At 72.0% G+C, this 23,537-nt stretch carries 13 protein-coding genes and 1 tRNA gene; 12 read left to right on the top strand and 2 right to left on the bottom strand.

Going from position 1 to position 23,537, the window contains the following annotated elements; genetic code table 11:
• Positions 1-501: 501 nt before the first annotated feature.
• Entirely contained in the window at positions 502-2,907 is a 2,406-nt protein-coding gene (locus tag ACFXMF_RS23135; protein WP_379989375.1) for a DEAD/DEAH box helicase, read from the bottom strand.
• Between the two features lie 126 nt (positions 2,908-3,033).
• Here ACFXMF_RS23135 and ACFXMF_RS23130 point away from each other — a divergent pair, with 126 nt between their 5' ends.
• The 12 genes from ACFXMF_RS23130 (at position 3,034) to ACFXMF_RS23075 (ending at position 22,286) form a co-directional block, all read left to right on the top strand.
• The gene (locus ACFXMF_RS23130) at positions 3,034-3,375 is read left to right on the top strand and encodes an STAS domain-containing protein (protein WP_020549531.1); all 342 of its coding nucleotides are present in this window, start codon (positions 3,034-3,036) and stop codon (positions 3,373-3,375) included.
• A 74-nt stretch (positions 3,376-3,449) separates the two neighbouring features.
• Positions 3,450-3,917 (top strand): ATP-binding protein, encoded by a 468-nt coding sequence (locus ACFXMF_RS23125; protein ID WP_360324129.1) that lies wholly within the window; start codon positions 3,450-3,452, stop codon positions 3,915-3,917.
• Between the two features lie 252 nt (positions 3,918-4,169).
• Positions 4,170-6,530, top strand: a complete 2,361-nt coding sequence (locus tag ACFXMF_RS23120; protein ID WP_360324131.1) for a sodium-translocating pyrophosphatase — start codon at positions 4,170-4,172, stop codon at positions 6,528-6,530.
• A gap of 134 nt (positions 6,531-6,664) precedes the next feature.
• The gene (locus ACFXMF_RS23115; protein WP_379989373.1) at positions 6,665-7,444 is read left to right on the top strand and encodes a hypothetical protein; all 780 of its coding nucleotides are present in this window, start codon (positions 6,665-6,667) and stop codon (positions 7,442-7,444) included.
• 27 nt (positions 7,445-7,471) lie between these two features.
• Entirely contained in the window at positions 7,472-9,004 is a 1,533-nt protein-coding gene (locus ACFXMF_RS23110; RefSeq protein WP_360324135.1) for a class I SAM-dependent methyltransferase, read from the top strand.
• Between the two features lie 417 nt (positions 9,005-9,421).
• On the top strand, positions 9,422-12,283 hold the full coding sequence (gene topA, locus ACFXMF_RS23105; protein ID WP_379989372.1) for a type I DNA topoisomerase: 2,862 nt from the start codon (positions 9,422-9,424) through the stop codon (positions 12,281-12,283).
• A gap of 185 nt (positions 12,284-12,468) precedes the next feature.
• Positions 12,469-15,672 (top strand): dTMP kinase, encoded by a 3,204-nt coding sequence (gene tmk, locus ACFXMF_RS23100; RefSeq protein ID WP_360324139.1) that lies wholly within the window; start codon positions 12,469-12,471, stop codon positions 15,670-15,672.
• A gap of 132 nt (positions 15,673-15,804) precedes the next feature.
• On the top strand, positions 15,805-16,989 hold the full coding sequence (locus ACFXMF_RS23095; RefSeq protein WP_360324141.1) for a DNA polymerase III subunit delta': 1,185 nt from the start codon (positions 15,805-15,807) through the stop codon (positions 16,987-16,989).
• Between the two features lie 219 nt (positions 16,990-17,208).
• A complete protein-coding gene (locus tag ACFXMF_RS23090; protein ID WP_379989371.1) occupies positions 17,209-18,681 on the top strand; it encodes an alpha/beta hydrolase-fold protein in 1,473 nt (490 codons plus the stop codon).
• A 103-nt stretch (positions 18,682-18,784) separates the two neighbouring features.
• Positions 18,785-20,416 (top strand): alpha/beta hydrolase, encoded by a 1,632-nt coding sequence (locus ACFXMF_RS23085; protein WP_379989369.1) that lies wholly within the window; start codon positions 18,785-18,787, stop codon positions 20,414-20,416.
• Positions 20,417-20,580: 164 nt separating this feature from the next.
• Positions 20,581-22,131 carry an alpha/beta hydrolase gene (locus ACFXMF_RS23080; RefSeq protein ID WP_360324147.1) on the top strand — a complete coding sequence of 517 codons (1,551 nt, stop codon included), beginning with the start codon at positions 20,581-20,583 and terminating at the stop codon, positions 22,129-22,131.
• A gap of 81 nt (positions 22,132-22,212) precedes the next feature.
• Positions 22,213-22,286, top strand: a tRNA-Thr gene (locus ACFXMF_RS23075).
• 158 nt (positions 22,287-22,444) lie between these two features.
• Here the strand turns inward: ACFXMF_RS23075 and ACFXMF_RS23070 are convergent.
• Entirely contained in the window at positions 22,445-23,536 is a 1,092-nt protein-coding gene (locus ACFXMF_RS23070) for an NlpC/P60 family protein (RefSeq protein WP_379989367.1), read from the bottom strand.
• Position 23,537 lies beyond the last annotated feature (1 nt).

Genomic DNA, 23,537 nt, shown 5'->3' with positions numbered 1-23,537 from the left:
GTGGAGGAGCCCGCGACGGAAAAAAAAAGTGGCCCCTCGCGAGCCGGCGCCAAAGGCGCCCAACAAGAAGCAACGCTGCATCGCCGAAAGCCGCCCACTCCGCTCGCTCCGCCCGCGACCCCGGCCCGGGTGTCGGGTTCGGCTCCCGTCTGGGGTCCACTGGCTCGCTGCGCTCGCGATCTCGCCCGGGCGCCAGGCTCGGTTCGCGTCTCGGGCGCAGCCGCTCGCTCCGCCCCGGTCCGGGTCGCGACTCCGCTCCGTCGGCTCGCTCCCCTCACGACCTGGCCAGGCTCATCCGCCCGCCGCCCGCCGCCCGCCGCCCGCCGCCCGCCGCCCGCCGCCCGCCGCCCGCCGCCCGCCGCGACGCAGCTCGGCCTGCTCGCCTCACACAGCGCGTCGGACCCACCAGCTAGCCGCCCTCACAGCCCCCCGGCCTCCTGACCGGCGTGTCCCCGCCCATTCACCACACCCCAACCAACCCCACATCCGTCGTCTCAATCGCTACCCGCCGCTCCCACCCGCGCCAGCCTCACCTGCGCCGACCCCGCCCGCGCCGCTTTCACCCACACCACTCCCACCCGCCCCCAACAACACGCCCAACAGCGCAACCGCCGCCCGCTTGTCCAGTGGGTGGTTGCCGTTTCCGCATTTGGGTGATTGCACGCAACTCGGACAGCCGTGTTCGCATTCGCAGGAGGCGATCGCGTCGCGGGTCGCGGTCAGCCAGGCGGTGGCGGTGATGTAGGCGCGCTCGGCGAAGCCCGCGCCGCCGGGGTGGCCGTCGTAGACGAACACGGTCGGCAGGCCGGTGTCGGGGTGCAGCGACGTGGACACCCCGCCGATGTCCCAGCGGTCGCACGTCGCGAACAGCGGCAGCAGGCCGATCGAGGCGTGTTCGGCCGCGTGTGCCGCGCCCGGCAGGTCGGTCGGCTCGATGCCCGCCGCCGCGACCTGGTCGGGCGTCACCGTCCACCACACCGCGCGGGTGCGCAGGCTGCGCTCGGGCAGGTCGAGTTTGTGCTCGCCCAGCACCTCGCCGGTGACGATCCGTTTGCGTTGGAAGGAGACCACCCGGCTGGTGACCTCGACCGAGCCGAAGTGCAGCCGGGCCGCGCCCCACTCCTGGGTGCGCACCGTCTCCAGGACCCGGATCTCGGTGACCTCACGCGCACTGGTGGTCCAGTCCGGGGCCGCCGCGCGCACCAGCGCCACGCCCTCGCCGAGGTCGAGTTCGCGGACCAGGAAGGTGTCGCCCTGATGCAGGTGCACCGCGCCGGGATGGACCGCGGAGTGCGCCGCGGGCGCGTCGACCGTGCCCAGCAGGCGCCCGGTGTCCTGTTCGACGACCCGCACCGCCGGCCCGCCCGCGCCGCGGATGTCGGTCAGGTCGGTGGCCCGCTCCCGGCTGGTCCAGTACCAGCCGGTGGACCGCCGACGCAGCAACCCGCGCCGTTCCAGACCCGGCAGCAGTTCGGCGGCCACCGGCCCGAACAGCTCCAGGTCCTCCTCGGTGAGCGCGAACTCGGCCGCGGCCGCGCACAGGTGCGGGGCCAGTACGTACGGGTTGTCCGGATCCAGCACGGTCGCCTCGACCGGGCGGTCGAACAGGGCCTCGGGGTGGTGCACCAGGAAGGTGTCCAGCGGATCGTCCCGCGCGATCAGCACGGCCAGCGCCTCCTGCCCGGCCCGCCCCGCGCGGCCGGCCTGCTGCCACAACGACGCCCGGGTGCCGGGATAGCCCGCGATCAGCACCGCGTCCAGGCCGGAGATGTCCACTCCGAGTTCGAGCGCGGTGGTCGCGGCCACCCCGAGCAGGCTGCCGTCGTGCAGCGCGCGCTCGATCGCCCGCCGCTCCTGCGGCAGATAGCCCGCGCGATAGGTGGCCACCCGATCGGCCAACGACTCGTCCACCCGGGCCAGGTGATCGCGCGCGATCACCCGTACCACCTCGGCGCCGCGTCGCGAGCGCACGAAGGCGACCGTGCGTACGCCGTCGAGGACCAGATCGGTGAGCAGATCGGCGGTTTCCGAGGTCGCGGTACGCCGGACGGGCGCTCCGTGTTCACCCTCATGGCCGGTCAGTGGCGGCTCCCACAGGGCGAACACCAGTTCGCCGTGCGGCGAGCCGTCCTCGGTCACCTCGACCACGGGCGTGCCGATCAGCCGTTCGGCGGCAAGCGCCGGATCGGACACGGTGGCCGACGCCAGCACGAACACCGGATCGGATCCGTACCGGCGACACACCCGGCGCAGCCGGCGGATCAACTGGGCCACATGCGAGCCGAAAACGCCGCGATAGGTGTGGCATTCGTCGATCACCACGTAGCGCAGCGAGCGCAGGAACGCCGCCCACGAACGGTGTCCGGGCAGCAACGCGCGGTGCAACATGTCCGGATTCGTCAGGACGTAGGACGCGTGCGAGCGGACCCACTGCCGGACCTCGACGGGGGTGTCGCCGTCGTAGGTGGCGACCCGGACACACCCGAGCGCGGGGCTCGCCGACCGCAACTCCTCGACGGCGCGCGCCTGATCCGAGGCCAGCGCTTTCGTCGGAGAGAGGTAGAGTGCGGTCGCACCGCGCCCGCTGGGCGCGGACGCGCCCTCGACCAGGGTCGTGAGGACCGGCAACAGATAGGCGAGGGACTTGCCCGAGGCGGTGCCGGTGGCGATCACGACCGAGCGGCCCCGTGCCGCAACAGAGGCGGCGCGGGCCTGATGCTCCCACGGCAGTTCGATACCCGCGGTGCGAAACGCGTCGCCGACTTCCGGCCGAACCCAATCGGGCCAGGCCGCGGTAACACCTTCGCGAGCGGGTATGCGCCGGACGTGCGTCACTCGATCGGGTCGATCCCGACCCGCCATAAGGCGGCCGAGAAGACCTTCCGGGGGGCGTGTTCTGGGCTGCATCGGGCACCAGTGTTACATCCAATGTCGCGGGATTCATCGTCCCCTAGTGCCCATAAGTGGTTGAATGCCTTGGCGGCTGCCGATCCATGGGGGGCGACCGCTCAAGAGCAAGGTGCTGGAGGATCCGTGGACTTGTCCCTGTCGACCCGAACCGAGGGCGGTCGTACGATCGTCGAGGTGGGCGGCGAGATCGATGTATACACCGCACCCAAGCTGCGCGAGCAACTGGTGGAACTCGTCAACGAAGGCCAGTTCCACCTGATCGTCGACATGGAAGCCGTCGACTTCCTGGACTCGACCGGGCTCGGCGTGCTGGTGGGTGGCCTGAAGCGGGTGCGTGCCCACGAAGGGTCGCTGCAGTTGGTGTGCACTCAGGAGCGCATCCTGAAGATCTTCCGCATCACCGGCCTGACCAAGGTCTTTCCGATTCATCCGTCGGTGGCCGTGGCCATCGCCTCGTCCGACTGACCGACGTACGTCCTGACCGGACGCACACCGCACCCGCGCCGGCCCGGGCGGGTGCTCGCACGGCTGGGGGAACCATGGCCATCGTCGAGCTGCGCTTCAGCGCGCTGCCCGAACACGTCCGCACGGCGCGGCTCGTCGCCGCCGCCGTGGCGCGGCGAGCGGGGGTTGCTGAGACGGTGCTCGACGAGGTGCGCCTCGCCGTCGGCGAGGCGTGTTCCCGCGCCGTCGGGATGCACCAGGACCGGGTGGACGACGACCGCCCGGTCACGGTCACCCTGGACGACGGCAACGGCCGCTTCAGTATCGAGGTCAACGACGGCGTGCCGCAGCCGACGCTGACCGAGGAGGGCCTCGCGGAGGGCGCCGGGCTGGTGCCGGACCTGTCCGCGAACGGCTCCGGCCTGGACCTGATCGAGAACGAGATGGGCCTCGCCGTGATCCTGGGCCTGGTCGACGATCTCGACGTGCGGGCCGGCGCCGAGGGCGGCGTGATCCGCATGTCGTGGCCCTCCGGCGCGAAGTCCGCCGAGACCGTGGGCTGACCGGCCCCACCCGTACGACCCTCATCGCCCCCGGGATGCCCGGGGGCGATTTCGGCGTTCCCGTGTATCCCATTTTCCGGGTCGTAAAACCTGATTCCGGGTCGATGCGCCGATTTTGGGAATCACGCCCGGATTTCATCGGTAATTTGATCTGATCATGGCGATTCCCATGGTCTGATCTTGATCATTTGCATACACTCCTTTCGCATTGAGAAGTCCCGATCTGAAAGTGCTCCTAGCCAAGGAGGACGAATGTCCGGGATCCACCCCTCCGAACTCACCACCGCCGCGGACGTCTCCGTCTCCGGCGGCAACCTCACCTATGTAGTCATCGTCGCGGTGATCGCCCTCGGTGCCCTGGGCGTCGCCGCCGGACTCGTGCGTCAAGTGCTCGCCGCCGACGAGGGCACCGATTCCATGCGCCGGATCGCCGGTGCGATCCAAGAGGGCGCGGCGGCCTACCTCGCCCGTCAGTTCCGCACCCTCGCGGTGTTCGCGGTGGGCGTCTTCTTCCTGCTCATGTTGTTGCCCGCGGACGACTGGAACGAGCGGATCGGCCGCTCGATCTTCTTCCTGGTGGGCGCGGTCTTCTCGGCCGTCACCGGATACGTGGGCATGTGGCTCGCGGTGCGCAGCAACGTGCGCGTCGCGGCCGCCGCCCGATCCGGCAACGCCGGCCGGGACGCGGCGATGCGGATCGCCTTCCGCACCGGCGGCGTCGCGGGCATGTTCACCGTCGGCCTGGGCCTGTTCGGCGCCGCGCTCGTGGTGATCCTCTACCGCGAGGACGCTCCCAAGGTGCTCGAGGGCTTCGGCTTCGGCGCCGCGCTGCTCGCGATGTTCATGCGCGTGGGCGGCGGCATCTTCACCAAGGCCGCCGACGTCGGCGCCGACCTGGTCGGCAAGGTCGAACAGGGCATCCCCGAGGACGACCCGCGCAACGCCGCGACGATCGCCGACAACGTCGGCGACAACGTGGGCGACTGCGCGGGCATGGCCGCGGACCTGTTCGAGTCGTACGCGGTCACCCTGGTCGCCGCGCTGATCCTGGGCAAGGCCGCCTTCGGTGACGCGGGCCTGGTCTTCCCGCTGATCGTGCCCGCGATCGGCGTGCTGACCGCGATCGTGGGCATCTACACGGTCGCCCCCCGAGCGGGCGACCGCAGCGGCATGACCGCGATCAACCGGGGCTTCTTCGTCTCGGCGGTCATCTCGCTCGTCCTGGTCGCGGGCGCCGCGTTCCTGTACCTGCCGAGCAAGTTCTCGGAGCTGGACGGGCTGGCCGACCAGGAGATCCTCAAGCACGACGCCGACCCGCGGGTGTTCGCGTTGCTGGCGGTGCTGATCGGCATCGTGCTCGCGGCGGTCATCCAACAGTTGACCGGCTACTTCACCGAGACCAGCCGGCGACCGGTGCGCGATGTCACCAAGACCTCGCTGACCGGCCCGGCCACGGTGATCCTGTCCGGCATCGCGCTCGGCCTGGAGTCCGCGGTCTACGCCGCGGTGCTGATCTCGGTGGCGGTGCTGGGCGCGTACCTGCTCGGCGCGGGGATCATCATGCTCGCGCTGTTCGCGGTCGCGCTCGCGGGCACCGGCCTGTTGACCACGGTCGGTGTGATCGTGGCCATGGACACCTTCGGGCCGGTCTCCGACAACGCGCAGGGCATCGCCGAGATGTCCGGCGACGTCGAGGGCGAGGGCGCCCAGGTGCTCACCGAGCTGGACGCGGTGGGCAACACCACCAAGGCGATCACCAAGGGCATCGCCATCGCGACCGCCGTGCTCGCGGCGACCGCGCTGTACGGGTCCTATCGCGACGCGGTGCGTACGGCGGTGGACGAGGCCGGCGGGCTCGCGGACGCCTCCAAGCTCACCTCGTTCGCGTTCGCCACCGACGTCACCCAGCCGAACAACCTGGTCGGGCTGATCCTGGGCGCGGCCGTGGTGTTCCTGTTCAGCGGCCTGGCGATCAACGCGGTCTCCCGGGCGGCGGGCGCGGTGGTGTTCGAGGTGCGCAACCAGTTCCGGACCCGTCCCGGGATCATGGACGGCACCGAACTGCCCGAGTACGGCCGGGTGGTGGACATCTGCACCCGCGACTCGCTGCGTGAGCTGGCCACTCCCGGACTGCTCGCGGTGATGGCCCCGATCGCGGTCGGGTTCACCCTGGGCATCGGCCCGCTCGCGGCGTTCCTCGCCGGTGCGATCGGCACCGGCACGCTGATGGCGGTGTTCCTGGCCAACTCCGGCGGCGCCTGGGACAACGCCAAGAAGATGGTCGAGGACGGCAGCTACGGCGGCAAGGGCTCCGCCGCGCACGAGGCGACCATCATCGGCGACACGGTCGGCGACCCGTTCAAGGACACCGCCGGACCGGCGATCAACCCGCTGCTCAAGGTGATGAACCTGGTGTCGCTGCTGATCGCGCCGGCCGTGGTCAAGCTCAGCATCGGCGCGGACGAGAACGGTGCGCTGCGCGCCCTGGCGGCGGCCTTCTCGGTCGTGGTGATCGTGGGCGCGGTCTGGTACAGCAAGCGCAAGTCGGTGGTCGTCGGCGAGGACGACGGCGACGGCGACCACAAGGAACAGGTGACCAAGGCGGCCGCCTGATTCGATCCGAGGTACGTACGGGCGCGGAACCGGAGAAATCGGTACCGCGCCCGTGCCACGCCCGGGGAGCGTGTTTGGCCGAACACCTTTGCGCTGTGCGAGTCTGCGTCCGGCTCCGAGCAAAGGTGGAAAGCGTGTCGAGGAAGTTCCTGGTGGTCTCCGCGCTGGTCCTGGCATCGGCCTTGACCGCGTGTGGCGGCGGCGACGACAAGAACGACGAGAACAAGAAGAAGCAGGCCGAACTGCGGGCCTGGGCCGCGAAGGTCTGCGCCGTGGAGGTGACGGCGCGGATCGACGAGGCCCGGGCGGCGCTGGCCGACGTGGCCACGGTGATCCCCAACGAGCAGCCCGCGACCCTGCGCACCCGGCTGGCCGCCGACATCTCCCGGCTCGCCGACGCGGACAACGCGCTCGCCGACGCGCTCGACAAGGCGGGCATACCCGCGGTCTCGGACGGCGCCGCGCTGCACACGTCGGTGGTCGCGGAACTGCGCAACACGGCCAAGGGCTGGGCCGGGATCCAGACCAAGGTGGCGGGCCTGGCCACCGAGCAACAGAACGTGTTCGCCGACGGGCTGCGCTCGCTGAACCCGGAGATCGACGGGCTGCGCGCCTCCTCGCACACCGCCCTGGACAAGCTGCACCGCGGCGACGCGGGCAAGGCGCTCGCGGCGGTGCCCGGCTGTGCGGCGGGCAAGCCGGACGCGGTCCCGACCGCGCCGGTCCCCTCGGCGCCGGCGACGGGCGCCACGCCCACCACCGGCGCGTCGGGTGCCACGCCGCGTACGTCCGCCTCGGCGAGTGCCTCCTCGACCGCCTCCTCGACCGCCTCCACCGGGTCGAGCAGCCCGCCGCCGAGCGGCGGCGCGGAGTCCTCCTCGGCGTCGCCGACCGGCACGGCGTCGGCCGGCTGACCGCCGGGTCGGCGCGCACCAGGCAGGATGGTGCGCGTGACCATGAACGACACCTCCCAGGTGGCCCGACTGCGCGAGGCCCTGATCGCGGCCGGCTACACCGTCGACGGCTGCCTCGACGCCCTCGGCCCACAGGCGTACGCGGCGCTGTCGCGCGGCGAGACCGTGCCGGCGCTGCGTGCCCTGCGGGCGGACGCGGCGAGCCCGCTCGCGGTGCTGATCCGACTGTTCCTGCTGCAGACGTCGGCGCCCGAGGCACACGTACGGCGGGCCCTGCCGCTGGCCGAGGCGCTCGCGGGCGGGCTGCTGGTCCGCGACGGCGACCACGTCCGGCCGCTCGTGGACATCCGGCCCTACGGCGAGGCGGACACCGACTGGTGGGTGGTGTCCGACCTCGGCGCGGGCATCGGCGGGGTCAACGGCCCGGTCCGGGCGGACCACGTGCTGGGCATCGGCGGGGCGTCCACCACGCTCGCCGGGATCACCGTGCGCGAGCCGGTGGGTCGGGTGCTGGACCTGGGCACCGGGTGCGGTGTGCAGGCGCTGCACGCGTCGCGACACGCCGACTCGGTGCTGGCCACCGATGTCAACAAGCGGGCGCTCGACCTGACCCGGCTGACCATGGCGCTGTCCGGGGTGGGCAATGTCGGCCTGGCCGAGGGCAGCCTGTTCGAGCCGGTCGAGGGCGAGCGGTTCGACCTGATCGTGTCCAATCCGCCGTTCGTGATCACTCCGGTGGGCGAGCGGTACACCTACCGCGACGCGGGGCTGCCCGGCGACGAGGTGTGTCGGCTGCTGGTGGCGCAGGCGCCGACGTTCCTGGCCGACGGCGGCTACTGCCAACTGCTGGCCAACTGGCAGCACCTGCGCGGCCAGGACTGGCAGGACCGGCTGGCGGCCTGGCTGGCGCCCACCGGCTGTGACGCGTGGGTGGTCCAGCGCGACGTACAGGACCCGGCGCAGTACGCCGAGCTGTGGTTGCGCGATTCGGGTGACCATCACGGCACCGACTACGCCGAACGCTACGACGCGTGGTTGGCGGCGTTCGAGCGGGACGGCGTGGAGGGGATCGGATTCGGCTGGATCACGCTGCGGGCGTCCGGCTCCGACACGCCGAACGTGCGGATCGAGGACTGGCCGCATGCGATCGAACAACCGCTCGGTGCGGAGGTGCACGCCTGGTTCGGTCGGCAGGACCGGTTGGCCGGGACGGACGACGACGGCCTGCTCGACGTCGCCTTCCGGCTCGCCGACCACGTGGTCCAGGAGCAGACCGGCGCACCGGGCGCCGAGGATCCCGAGACGGTCGTGTTGCGCCAGCGCCGCGGCATGTGCCGGGCGGACCGGGTGGACACCGTCGGCGCGGCGCTGGCCGGCGCCAGCGACGGGCAGCTTCCGGCCGGCGTCATCGTGGACGCCATCGCCCAACTGCTCGACGAGGACCCGGCCCGGTTGCGCGATGCCGTACCGGGCGAACTGCGCGGTTTGGTGGCCGACGGATTCCTGCTGTTCCCCGAGGTCGGGGAGCCCGCCGAGGAGCGGTCCGCCGGTACCGACTGAGCGCGGCTTGGGCCGGTGCACCGTGATCCGGGGCGGCACGCCTGTACAGTCGCAGGTGTTGTCCCCACGGAATGCTCCTTGCCGTTGCCAAGAAAATGTGTTGTATGGAGGCGGCGGCTTCCCGCTCGACCGCGAACCAATGGGGTCGGGAGGCGGGAACCGCGATGCGCGCGTTACCGTTCGAGGGGCGTGGGACCCGGCCGTCGGAGCGAATCGCCGGATCCGCGGGCGGTCCGATCGGACGGCGGCCTCGGGACGAGTCCGTGACGCAAGCCGAGCAGAACCGGTTTGACACACGGGGCCGACTTCCGGTCACGCTCCGCCACCCGGCAACCGCAATGTGAATACGAACCCCGGAGTACGGCCTTGCCCAACCGGGCACGGCCGCTGCCGACGACGATGGAGAGAGAAGCGAAGGTGTCCCCGAGCAGCGAGACCGCGCGCGACGGCCTGAGACTCGTCATTGTCGAGTCCCCGGCCAAGGCGAAAACGATCAAGGGCTATCTCGGCCCCGGTTACGTGGTCGAGGCGAGCGTGGGACACATCCGCGACCTGCCCAACGGCGCCGCCGAGGTACCGGCGGAGTACGCCGGCAAGCCGTGGGCCCGACTCGGTGTCGACGTCGACGCCGACTTCGAGCCGATCTACGTGGTCAACGCGGACAAGAAGTCCCAGGTCGCGAAGCTGAAGAAGCTCCTCAAGGACGCCGACGAACTCTTCCTCGCGACCGACGAGGACCGCGAGGGCGAGGCCATCGCGTGGCACCTCCTCGAAGTGCTCAAGCCCAAGGTGCCGGTGCACCGCATGGTGTTCCACGAGATCACCAAGGACGCGATCCGCACCGCGGTGAACAACCCGCGTGAGCTGAACCAGCGACTGGTCGACGCGCAGGAGACCCGCCGCATCCTCGACCGCCTCTACGGCTACGAGGTCTCGCCGGTCCTGTGGAAGAAGGTCGGTCCGCGCCTGTCGGCCGGCCGGGTGCAGTCGGTGGCCACCCGCCTGGTGGTCGAGCGCGAGCGGGAGCGCCGCGCGTTCACCTCCGCCTCGTACTGGGACCTGCTGGGCGTGTTCGGCACCGGCCGGGCGGGCGACCCCACCGACCCGAGCACGATGAACGCGCGCCTGGTCTCGCTGGACGGCAAGCGGGTCGCCTCCGGCCGCGACTTCGGCCCGGACGGCAAGCTCAAGAACGCCGGTGTGCTCCAGTTGGAGGAGGCCGGCGCCCGGGCGCTGAGCGCCGCGCTGGAATCCGCGTCGTTCACCGTGCGCGCCGTCGAGCGCAAGCCCTACCGCCGCTCCCCGTACGCCCCCTTCCGCACGACCACCCTCCAGCAGGAGGCCTCGCGCAAGCTCGGCTACGGCGCCAAGCGCACCATGCAGATCGCCCAGAAGCTGTACGAGAACGGCTTCATCACCTACATGCGTACCGACTCCACCACGCTGTCCGAGACGGCCGTCACGGCCGCCCGGGCGCAGGTGCGGGAGCTGTACGGCGCCGAGTACGTGCCGGACGCGCCACGTGTCTACGCGGGCAAGGTCAAGAACGCCCAGGAGGCGCACGAGGCGATCCGACCCTCGGGCGAGAGCTTCCGCACGCCGGCCGAGACCGGGCTCTCCGGCGACGAGTTCCGGCTGTACGAGCTGATCTGGATGCGCACCGTCGCGTCGCAGATGAAGGACGCGGTCGGCCAGTCGGTGACCGTGCGCATCGGCGGCCTCGCCCAGGGCGCGGACCTGCCCGGGCGCGACGCGGAGTTCACCGCGAGCGGCAAGATCATCACCTTCCACGGCTTCCTCAAGGCCTACGTGGAGGGCTCGGACGACCCGGACGCGGAGCTGGACGACCGCGAGCGGCGGCTGCCGATGGTCACCGAGGGCGACGCCCTCAGCGCCGACGAGCTCACCCCGGAGGGCCACGCGACCAAGCCGCCGGCCCGCTACACCGAGGCGTCGCTGATCAAGGAGCTGGAGGACCGGGAGATCGGTCGCCCGTCGACGTTCGCGTCGATCGTCGGCACCATCCTGGACCGCGGCTACACCTTCAAGAAGGGCACCGCGCTGGTGCCCTCCTTCCTCGCCTTCGCCGTGGTCGGCCTGCTGGAGGGCCACTTCGCCACGCTGGTCGACTACGACTTCACCGCGAAGATGGAGGACGACCTCGACCGGATCGCGCGCGGCGAGACCGAGGCCGTGCCGTGGCTGCGCAGGTTCTACTTCGGCGACGAGAGCCGGCCGGACGAGGACCACCTCGGCGGCCTCAAGGCCCTGGTCACCGACCTCAGCTCGATCGACGCCCGCGAGGTCAACTCGTTCCCGGTCGGCGAGGGCATCGTGTTGCGGGTGGGCCGGTACGGCCCCTACGTCGAGCGCGGCGAGCGGCGCGCGGACGTGCCGGACGACCTGCCGCCGGACGAGCTGACCGTGGCCAAGGCCGAGGAACTGCTCGACAAGCCCAGCGGCGACCACGAGCTGGGCATCGACCCGGTCAGCGGCCACATGATCGTGGCCAAGGACGGGCGCTACGGCCCGTACGTGACCGAGGTGCTGCCCGAGCCCGAGGCGCCCGCCGCGCCGGCGGACGGCGCCAAGCCGGCCAAGAAGACCGCGAAGAAGGCCGCCGCGAAGAACGGCCCCAAGCCGCGCACGGCGTCGCTGTTCAAGTCGATGGCGCTGGACACGGTCACCCTGGAGGACGCGCTCAAGCTGTTCACGCTGCCGCGTGTGGTGGGCAAGCACCCGGAGACGGGCACCGAGATCACCGCGCAGAACGGTCGCTACGGCCCGTACCTCAAGATGGACACCGACTCGCGCTCGCTGGAGACCGAGGACCAGTTGTTCACGGTGACCCTGGACGAGGCGCTGGCCATCTACGCCCAGCCCAAGGCGCGCGGTCGGGCCGCGGCCAAGCCGCCGCTGAAGGAACTGGGCACCGACCCGGTCAGCGGCAAGGCGGTCACGGTCAAGGACGGCCGGTTCGGCCCGTACGTGACCGACGGCGAGACCAACGCGACGCTGCGGGCGGACGACTCGGTGGACACGATCACCCCCGAGCGCGGCTACGAACTGCTGGCGGACAAGCGGGCCAAGGGCCCGGCGAAGAAGACGACCAAGAAGGCGGCGGCCAAGAAGGCCCCGGCGAAGAAGGCGACGGCGACGAAGACCGCCGCGAAGAAGACGGCGGCCAAGAAGACGGCCGCCGACGGCAAGACCACGAAGTCGGCCGCCGCGAAGGCGACGGCGAGTGCCGGCGCGAAGAACGCGGCCGACAAGGCGTGAGGCGACAAGACTGAGGTAGGGATATCTCGGTACGTATCGATCAGGCGGCGCCGGCGGGATCCGGCGCCGCCTCGGTCGGTTCCGGCGACGACATCGGGCCCTGTGCTACGGTCCGCCGCCGGGGGCACGGGGGATCCGGTCGAGGTTGCCGTTTCCCGTCAGGTGACGACGTTAGGGTTCTCCGTATGACGCACGCGGAGCAGCAAGCGCCGGATTCGGCGATACCGCCCCGTCAGGTCGAACCGACAGAGGGCATCGGGGGCGTGCTGAGCATCCGCCCCTTCCGCCGCTTCTGGTTCGCGGTCGCGGCCTCCGCGCTGGGCGATTGGCTCGCGTTGCTGGCGCTGACCTCGGCCGCGCTGTGGACCGTCGAGGGCGACTACCGCAAGCACGCCACCGCCGTCGCGGTGGTGTTCGCGCTGCGGTTGTTGCCGGCGGCCGCGGTCGCCTCGGTGGCGGGCGCGATCGTGGACCACCTCGACCGGCGCTGGACGCTGGTGACGTGCGACGTGATCCGGGCCCTGGTGCTCGTGTCCGTGCCGTTCGTGGACAAGATGTGGTGGGTCTGGGGCGCGACGGCGGCGATCGGTGTGTTCGGCGCACTCGCCGGACCCGCCCGGGACGCCACCGTGCCCAACCTGGTGCCGCGCCAACGGCTGGGCACCGCAAACCAGTTCAACCTGGTCACCTCCTACGGCGCGGCCCCGGCGGCGGCGCTGCTGTTCATCCTCGGCGCGCTGATCGGCACCGCGTTCTCGCACGACGTGTCGATGTTCGTCGAGCACCCCTCGAACCTGGCCTGCTACACCGCGGGCGCGGTGTTCCTGCTCGCCGCGGTGTTCGCCTTCCTGATCCGGATGCCCACGCGTGGGCGCTCGGTCAGCACCCGGCGGCCCAACCCGTTCAAGGTGCTCGCCGACGGGCGCAAGGTGTTCGGGCACGGTCGGACCGCGCGCGGCCTGATCGTCGGGATGATCGCGCTGTTCCTGGCGGGCGGCGCGCTGGTGGCCACCGCGCCGCTCCTGGTGGTCGGCCTGCACGCGGGCAACGCGGCTTACGGCACGGTGTTCCTGATGCTCATCGCGGGCGTCAGCGCGGGCATGTTGTGGGGCCCGCGGGTGGTGCCGGCGTTCAGCCGGCGGCGGCTGTACGGCATGGCGGTGATGTTCGCCGGACTGACCCTGCTGATCCTGGCCGCGGTCGCCAACGTGGTGGTGGCCGCGGTACTGGCCGCCGTGCTCGGGATGTTCGCGGGCGTCGCGTGGGTCACCGGATACACCATGTACGGCCTGGACTTCGGCGAGGACCTGCGGGCCCGGGCGTTCGCGTTCGCCCAACTGATCGTGCGGATCGTGCTGTTCGTGGCGCTGGTCGCCGGGCCGATCGCCGCGGGCTACGTGGGCACGCACTCGTGGGTGATCGCGGACCGGTTCACCTTCGACTACAGCGGGGCCGCGCTGGTGCTGGCCGGCGCCGGCGCGCTCGTGGTGATCCTGGGCTGGGTCGCGCTGTTGAGCGTGGACGACCGGCGCGGGGTGCCGATCCTGCGCGACCTTGCCGCGGCGACCCGCAACGAGGACCACATCACCGGCCGACCGGCCGGGGCCACCGGCTTCTTCATCGCCCTGGAGGGCGGCGAGGGCGCGGGCAAGTCGACCCAGGCCAACGCGATCGCGGCCTGGATCCGGGCCAAGGGGCACGAGGTCGTGGTCACCCGCGAGCCCGGCGCGACCGAGGTCGGCAAGCGGCTGCGCGCGATGTTGCTCGACCTGGACGGCGATCCGGTCGACCCGCGCACCGAGGCGCTGCTGTACGCGGCGGACCGGGCCGAGCACGTGCAGACCGTGATCCTGCCCGCGCTGCGGCGCGGCGCGATCGTGATCAGCGACCGCTACATCGACTCCTCGATCGCCTACCAGGGCGCCGGCCGCGGCCTGGGCGCGCGGGAGATCGGCCGGGTCTCGCGCTGGGCCACCGACGGGCTGCTGCCCGACCTGACCATCCTGCTCGACCTGGACCCGGCGGTGGGCCACAGCCGGTTCACCGAGGCGCCCGACCGGCTGGAGTCCGAGCCGCGCGACTTCCACCTGTTGGTGCGGCACGCGTTCCTGGACCTGGCCGCGCACGACCCCGACCGCTACCTGGTGGTGGACGCCGACCAGGAGCCGGACGCGGTCACCACCCCGATCCGGCACCGGCTCGACCGCGAACTGCCGCTGTCCGAGCAGGAGAAGCGCCAGGCGCTCGAACTGGCCAAGCGCATGCGCGAGGAGGACGCCCGGCGCAAGGCCGAGCAGGCCGCCCGGGACGCGGAGAAGGCCGCGCTGATCGCCCGACTGCGGGCGGAGAGCGAGGAGCGCCAGCGCCAGGCCGAACAGGCCCGGCTGGAGGAGGAGTCCGCGCGGCTGGCCGAGGAGGAGCAGCGGTACGCCGAGGAGCAGGCCCGGCGCACCGCCGCCGAGGCGGACGAGCGGGCCCGGGCCGCGGCCGAGGCGGCCGAGGAGGCCCGGCTGCACGCCGAGGCGGAGCGCCGCCGGCTCGCGCAGGAGGCCGAGCGTCGGGCCGAGGAGCAGCAGCGGGTCGCCGAGGACGCCAAGACCCGGGCCGAGGAGGCCCGGGTGCGCGCCGAGGAGGAGGCCGAGCGTCGCGACGAACAGCGCCGCCGGTTGGAGGAGGCGTCCGCGCTTCAGGCCGAGCAGGCCCGGGCCAGTGCCGAGGAGGAGCGCGAGGCCGAGCTGGAGCGGCAGCGGTTGGCCGAGGAGGAGCGCGACCGGGTGCAGGCCGCGGCGGCGCGCGACGTCGAGCGCATGCGCGCCGAGGAGGCGATCCGGGTCGCCGACGAGCGCCGGGCCGCCGAGGAGCGCCGCCGGGCGGAGGACGCGCTGCGCCGTGCGGAGTCGGACCGTCGCCGGGCCGAGCGGGAGGCGTCGCGGGCGGCCGAGGCCGCGGCGTCGGCCCAGGCCCGCGCCGCGCAGGAGGCCGCCGCGCTGGCCGCGGAGGCGGGCCCGGGCCGGGGCGGCGACCTGACCGAGACGCCGGTGCACGGCGTTCGGCGGCCGGACCCGTCCATGGCGGACACGCCCGTACACGGCATCGCCAAGCCGGCCGCGGACGACGCCGACACCACCGAGTTGCAGCAGATCCGACTGCGCGAGGCGGCCGAGGACACCCGGGAGATCCCGAGGTTGAGCCTGGACGAGACGCACGCGTTGCCCACGCTGGTGCCGCCGCCGGCCGCGCCGAGCGATCACACGCTGGCCGACGATCTGCTCGGGCCGTGGACGGGTGGTCCGGAGGCGTCCGAGGCGGACGAGGCACAGGCGGGTGCGTCCGAGGACGAGCCGGCCGAGCCGGGGCGCAAGCGGCGCTGGCGGCGCAACAAGGACTGACGCCGGCAGGGGACTCCGCCGGTTCGCCCGTCCGCCGGGCGGCCGGGTCCGTCCGGGGGTGACGTGGCCTCGATTGTCACGTCACCCCGGTACGGTCGTACCGGGCACACCGGAACGAGGAGACAAGAGCGCGTGACCGTCTGGGACGACCTCGTCGGGCAGGATCGCGTCGCCGAGCAACTGCGCACCGCGGCGGGCGCCGCGCGTGCGGTGCTCGCGGGCGAGGGCGTCGGCGGGATGACCCACGCGTGGTTGTTCACCGGACCGCCGGGGGTCGGCACGGCGACCGCCGCGCGTGCGTTCGCGGCGGCGTTGCAGTGCGTCAGCCCGGACCTGGCCCTGGGCGCCGAGCCCGGCTGCGGGCACTGCGACGGTTGCCACACCACGCTCACCGGGACCCACGCGGACGTCGACGTGATCGCCACCGAACTGTTGTCGATCGGCGTCAAGGAGACCCGCGACCTGGTCCGGCGCGCGGTCATGACGCCGGCGGGCGGACGCTGGCAGGTGATCATCCTGGAGGACGCGGGCCGGCTCACCGAGGGCGCGGGCAACGTACTGCTCAAGGCGATCGAGGAACCCGCCGACCGCACCGTGTGGTTGTTGTGCGCACCGTCCCTGGAGGACGCGCTGCCGACGATCCGCTCGCGCTGTCGCAATGTGGCCCTGCGCACGCCGCCCGCAGGCGCGGTGGCCGATCTGCTGATGCGGCGGGACGGTATCGACCCGGCGATGGCCGCGTTCGCCGCGGCCGCGTCCGGCGGCGACATCAAGAGCGCACGCCGGTTGGCCCTGGACGAACAGGCCCGCGGGCGCCGCGCCGACGTGTTGCGGATCCCGATGGTGGTCGGTGACATCGGCCTGGCGATGGCCGCCGCACAACGACTGGTGGACGCGGCCGCCGAGGACGCGAAGCAGGTCGCGGCGGACCTGGACGGCCGGGAAACCGAGGACCTGCGGGCCGCGCTGGGCGCGGTCGGCGGCGGCCGGATGCCCAGCGGCACGGCCGGCGTGATGAAGGAACTGGAGAACAAGCAGAAGAAGCGGGCCACCCGCACCCAGCGGGACTGCCTGGACCGGGCGCTGGTGGACCTGACCGCCTTCTACCGGGACGTACTGGCGCTGCAACTGCGCGCCGCCGTGCCCTTGGCCAACGACGTGTTGCGCGCCGACCTGGACACGATCGCCCGCGGCTCCACGCCGGAGGCGACGCTGCGTCGGATCGAGGCGATCCTGGCCTGCCGTCGGGCGATCGACGCGAACGTGGCCCCGCTGCTCGCGGTCGAGGCGATGGTGTTGACCCTGCGCACGGGGTGAGGCCCGGCGGCCCGTTCGCCCGGCCGGGCGCCCGCTCGGTGGGTGGGTCGACGGCATCGTTCGGTTGTTTGTACGTGTGTTCGGTTCGGTCCTTCACTCCTTGGAGCGGAGGTGTCCTTCGGACGGAACCCGGAACCCCCACTCGGACGTCATCGTGGGAGAGTTCGCGGGAACATTGTGGCTGGTGAGGTTCGGAAGGACGGTGCGGGGTTGCGTTCCGTGACCAGGACGCTCAAAGGTCTGCTGATCGCGGTGACCCTCGGGGCGGTTGTCGTTCTCGTGCTGAGGGCGCGCAAGTCGCGTGCGGCGGCCGATCCGGTCGAGAGCCTTTCGCCGGGTGATGCGACGGCCGACGCAAAGGCCGATTCGAAGGCTTACCTGAAGGCCCAACAGCGGCCCCGGGCCGTCGCGTTGCCGCCGGCCGACGGGCGGGGCGGCGAGTCCGGGCAACCGGTGCCGACCGCGCCGACCACCCGGGCAGTGCCGACCGCACGGGTCCGGTCGGCGGAGCCGACGGGCGGGTCCGAGCCGACGAGCGCCGCGGCGCCGGGCCCGGGTCGGGTCGAGGCGCCGCTGCCGTTCGCGCCGGTGGAGCTCACCTCCTCGGCGCCTGCGGCGCTGACTCGACACGAGCCGATGCGGGTCCCCGAGCCCCGGCCGATCGGGGCCGACCCGGCGTCCGTTCGGCGCAGGCGTGGGGTGCGTTCGCCGCTGGGCATCGGACTGCTCGCGCTGGTCGTGGTCGGGGCGGGCGTCGGCGGCACCTTCGCGTACAAGGGGATCGCCGACGACGACAAGCAGAACGTCGCGTCCTCCACCAAGGCCGATCCGTCGGCCGAACCGTCCGGCACCACGTCGGGACGACCCAAGGCCGCGCCGCAGAACTTCACCAAGGTGGGCACCAAGTCCGGTGGCACGCTGAACAGGATGAGTCTGGCGGGCGGCCGGTCCGGGGTCACCGCCGATGTGTGGGTCTGGCTGCCGCCGGGCTACGACACGCCCGCCAACCAGGGCCGCAGCTACCCCGTCCTGGTGGCCCAGTCGGCCCTGCCGGGCATCGAGTCGAACAGCTTCGTGGACGACTCGGTGGCGTTCCTGCCCAAGCTCGTCGCGGGCATCGAGACCGGCACCGTTCCGCCGTACATCGTGGTCGCGCCCGAGCTGATGCCGTACCCGAAGTCGGACGCGGACGCCGGTCGGACGGCGGCCAAGGACACCGAGTGCAGCGACGTGCCGAACCGGCCCAGGATGGCCACCTTCCACAACGAGGACGTGCGCGAGGCGGTGCTGGCGACCTTCCGCGCGAGCGCCGACCGCGCCTCGTGGGCGCTGATCGGCGACGGCTCGGGCGGCCTGTGCGCGGTCAAGTACGCGTTGCAGTACCCGCAGTACTACGCGGCGGCGGTCAGCCTGTCCGGCCGGACCACGCTCAAGTCCCCGCTGTGGGACCTCGATGCGGCGACGAAGGCGGCCAAGGCGGCGAACGAGCCGGTCAAGCTGCTCGACGCGCGGCCCGACGTACAGATCCTGCTCTCCGGTCAGACCGGCGGCAGCGAATTCGCCGCGAAGGCCAAGGCGCCGACCGCGGTCAAGGCGATCACGGGCTCGGGCGGGGCCTCCGGCGACATAGTGCGTCAGCTCCCGGAAGCGCTCACCTTCCTCGGCCGCAACACGCGGACCCCGGCGGCGTGACGCGGCGCGGGACCGGGCCGGGAACCCTGCGGTGCGGGATCGCGGCCCGGGTCCGGCGCGTACCGCTCGTGCGTGACTTTTCGTTCGATGGTAGGCAGTACGCGTGATACGAATATCCCGGGTGGGACTCCTCGGCCGCGCGGTTCCGATCGCGCTCGCCGTCGCGACAGTCGCGAGTTGTACGGTCGCGTCCGATCTCGGTGATGCCGCGGGGGGTGCTCGGCCCAATGCGGTCGGGCCCACCGCGGCCGGCGCCAAGGGGCCGGCCACGCCCGGGGACCCCGATCCCCGACTGGCGCGGTTCTACACCCAGCAGCCGACCTGGAAGGCGTGCGAGAGCGACGACGCCGACCAGCGCAGCCAGGCCAAGGCGTTTCGTTGCACGACGTTCACCGTGCCGCTCGACTACTCCCGGCCGACCGGCAAGACCATCGACATCGCGGTCACCCGCAAGACCGCCGCCAAGCCCGGACAGCGGATCGGTTCGTTGTTGCTCAACCCCGGCGGTCCGGGCGGCTCCGGCGTCGAGGCGGCGTGGTGGATGGCCGACGACACCATCGGCAAGCCGGTCCAGGACGCCTACGACCTGATCGGCTTCGACCCGCGCGGGGTCGACCGCAGCGCGCCGGTGAAGTGCATGACCGACGCCGAGCGGGACGCGTACGTGGCCGAGGACCTGCCCGAGGACCCGGCTCGGGCCGAGGCGCGCTCCAAGGAACGGGACCGGACCTACGCGGCGGAGTGCCAGAGCCGCTCCGGCGAACTGCTGCCCTTCGTCGGCACCGACAACGCCGCCCGCGACATGGACGTGCTGCGCGCGGCCCTGGGCGACGAGAAGCTCAACTACCTCGGCTTCTCCTACGGCACCTACCTGGGCGCCACCTACGCGGAACGTTTCCCGACCCACACCGGTCGACTGGTCCTGGACGGCGCGGTGGACCCGGCCGCGGACAACCTGAGCGCGTCGGTCGAGCAGCAGGTGGGCTTCGACCGGTCGTTGCGTCGATTCGCCGAGGACTGCGCCGGGCGTTCCGGCTGTGCGCTGGGCGGCGATCCCAAGACCGCGCCGACCAGGGCCGCCGACTTCCTCGACGGTCTCCAGGAGAACCCGCTCACCGGCCGGGGCGGCCGCAAGCTCACCTCCAGCATGGGTTGGACCGGGGTGATCAGCCTGCTCTACGGCGACAAGGACACCGCGTGGAAGTACCTGCGCGACGCGCTCGCGGACGCGATCGTGCGCAAGTCGCCGGACGCCCTGCTCTTCTACGCCGACAACTACAACGGGCGGGACGAGGAAGGGCACTACGACAACAGCTCGGACGCGTTCATCGCGATCGGCTGTGCGGACGGGTCCGGGGACGCTCCGACGCCGGCGCAGGTGCAGGCCGCGCTGACCCGACTCAAGGCCGAGGCGCCGCTGCTGTCGCGCGATGTCACCGCCGAGGATCTGACCGGACAGAGCTGCGAGGACTGGCCGTTCAAGTCGCCGACGAAGCCGCACGCGATCCGCGCGCAGGGCAGCGCGCCGATCCTGGTGGTCGGTACGACGGGTGACCCGGCCACGCCGTACGCCTCGGCGGAGAAGCTGGCGGGCCAGCTCGCCGACGCGACGCTGCTGACCTTCGAGGGCGAGGGGCACACCGCGTACGGCGGCAACAGCGCGTGTGTGGACGGGGCGGTGGAGGGGTTCCTGCTGCGGGGGACGATGCCGGCCAAGGGGAAGCGGTGTAGTTGATCGGCGGTCGGGCGTGGCGTGGGTGCTTCGTCGGGGGGGCGAGGCGTCGGGTCGTCGCGTCGTTGGGGTGTATCGCGGGGTTGCGTGGTTACCCTCCCCAGGGGGTGCACGCCGCGCGGTGCGTGGTGCACGGGTTCCACCGGGCTAGTCGAGGAGCGGGTCGCATGATGCGGGGTTCGTGCGCGAGGGTCGTGGCGGCGGCGATCGGCCTGTTCCTGGTGGCGGGATGCGGCTCGGGATCGTCGGCGAAGTCGCCGGACCGGGTCGCGGACACGGCGAAGGCGCCCGCGACCGGCGACCCGGACGGCAAGGCGATCGACCAGGCACCGCCGACCGCGGCGGTCGAGCCGATCGGGTGGACCGCGTGTACCGGCGGCTTCCAGTGCGGCACGCTCCAGGTGCCGCTGGACCACGCCAAGCCGGACGGGCCGAAGATCAAGCTCGCGGTGATCAGGAAGCCCGCCGTCGGCGCGAATCGCATCGGCTCGCTGGTACTCAACCCGGGCGGCCCCGGTGGCTCCGGCCTGGACTTCGCGCAGTACGCGGCCACCAGGTATCCGGCCGAACTGCGCAAGCGGTTCGACATCGTCGGCTTCGACCCGCGCGGCGTCGGTCGCAGTACCGCGATCGGCTGCCTGAGCGACAACGCGATGGACACCTTCACCCAGCTCGACGCGACGCCGGACACTCCCGACGAGGAACAGGCGTGGCTGGACGGCACCGGCGCGTACGGGCGGGCCTGCGAGGCCGCCTCGGGCGACCTCCTGGGCCACGTCAGCACCGTGGACGCGGCACGCGACATGGACCTGCTGCGGGCGGCCCTCGGCGACGCGAAGCTCTACTACCTGGGCGCGTCGTACGGGACCTTCCTCGGGGCGACGTACGCCGAGCTGTACCCCAAGCGGGTCGGCCGGCTGGTCCTGGACGGCGCGATGGATCCGAGCCAGCCGGCGGTGGCCGCCAACAAGGTGCAGGGCGGTGGCTTCGAGACCGCGCTGGCGGCGTTCCTGGACAACTGCGTCGGCGGCGGCTCGTGCTCCCTCGGCGCGACCCGCGAGGCCGGACTGGCCAGGATCCGCGGCCTGCTCCAACAGCTCGACGCCCGCCCGCTGTCCGGCGACGGGACCCGCAGGGTCACCGAGTCGATCGCGACCACGGGCATCCTGTCGCCGCTGTACTCCAAGGACCAGTGGCCGGATCTGCGACAGGCGCTGGAGGCCGCGCTGCGCGGCGACGGGCAGCCGCTGCTCGAACTCAACGACCAGTACTACGAGCGTGGTCCGGACGGAAAGTACAAGAACCTGATGGCCGCCAACGCGGCGGTGAACTGCCTGGACGCGCCGCCGGCCGCGACGTCCCGCGAGGACGTCGAGCGGGAGCTGCCCGGCTACCTGGCCGACTCGCCGACCTTCGGCCGCAACCTCGCCTGGGCGGGCCTGACCTGCGCCTCCTGGCCGACCCCGCCGACCGGCCGGCCGCACCCGATCAGGGCCGAGGGCGCCGCCCCGATCCTGGTCGTCGGCACCACCCGCGACCCGGCCACGCCGTACTCCTGGGCCCAGTCCCTGGCCGGCCAACTGGCCTCCGGCAGCCTCCTGACCTACGACGGCGACGGCCACACCGCCTTCGGCCGAGGCAGCGACTGCGTCGACCGCACGGTGGTCGACTACCTCACCCAGGGCACCGTCCCCACCAAGGGCAAGACCTGCCGCTGACCCCCACCAAAGCCGCGTGTGGACCACCCCGACGGGTGTGTACACTCATTCCCTGTCGCCACCTTCAAGGTGGACCGACAAGCCGCCTTAGCTCAGTCGGCTAGAGCGACGCACTCGTAATGCGTAGGTCAAGGGTTCGACTCCCTTAGGCGGCTCCTCGAAGGCCCAGGTCAGTTGGTTTCTGATCTGGGCCTTTTGCATTTTCGGGGTCGGTCCGGGCGTGATGTGTCGACGAATCGGTGCCCGGACGGGCCGGGGTATGCAAAACCCCGGCCGGGTTTCCGGCCGGGGGCGTCGTGTGTGCGGGGGTTGTTCAGCTGGGGCGAATGGCCGCGTAGAAGGGCATCGAGTCGAGCGGGGCCTTGGTTACGTTCTTGCCCGGTCGCGGGGCGTGCACGATCTGGCCGTTGCCGATGTACATGCCCACGTGCGAGTTGTCCGAGAAGTAGAACACCAGGTCGCCCGGCTGGAGGGCGCTCTTGGCGATCCTGGGACCGTCGTTGACCTGGGTCCAGGTGGTGCGGCTGAGCGAGACGTTCGCCGCCCTCCAGGACGCCTGGGTCAGCCCCGAGCAGTCGTACGAGCCGGGACCCACGCCCCGGGGCGCGTACGGCTTGCCGATCTGCGCCAGCGCGAAGTTGATCGCGGCCTGGGCCCGGCCGGAGGCCGGGATGTTGGTCGCCGGCGGCGGCGAGTCCGGCTTGTCCCGCGAGCTGCGGTCGGCGTCGCTTCGCGCACCGGTGTCGTTCTTGTGCTCGTTCGAGTTGAGGATCTCGTCCTGCTGCTTCTTGTCCAGCGTGTTCAGCAGCCGCTGGGCCTCGGCGAGCTTGGTCTGGATCTCGTTCTTGTGCGTGTTCAGCTCGGTGCGCAGCTTTTCCAGCGCGGAGAGCTGGGCGGTGGCCTCGGTGCGGTCCTGCTGGAGGACGCGGGCCTGCGCCGCGATCTGCTTCAGCTTGGCGGCCTGCTGGCCGTCGAGCTGGGACATCATCTGCGACTTCTGCAGGTAGCCCTCGGGGTCGCCGCTGAGCGCGAGCGAGAGCGACGGGGGCAGGCCGCCGGTGCGGTACTGGTTGGCCGCCAGGACACCGATCTGGTCGCGCAGGGTGTTGAGCGCGGCCTGTTCCTCGGTGATCCGGGCCTGGGTCCGGCTCGCCGTGCCCTGCTGCTTGGTGATCTGCTCGTCGACGCCGTTGGCGGCTTCGGTGGCCTTGATCACTTCGCTGTGCAGTTGGTTGACGCGATCCTTGGTCTGCTGGAACGACTGCGCGGGGTCGGCGCTCGCGGTGCCGGCGAAGGTCATCACGCCGGTCATCGTCGCCGCGGCCGTGACGACGGTCGCTGCGGTACGCACGGCGGTGCGCGGCTTGGGCTTGCGGTGCTGCCCGGATCGACGTTGGGTCGCCACT

The organism is Embleya sp. NPDC059213 (genome assembly GCF_042754445.1).
In the GTDB taxonomy this organism is placed as follows: Bacteria; Actinomycetota; Actinomycetes; order Streptomycetales; family Streptomycetaceae; genus Embleya.
This window is presented reverse-complemented; position numbering and strand designations above follow the sequence as displayed.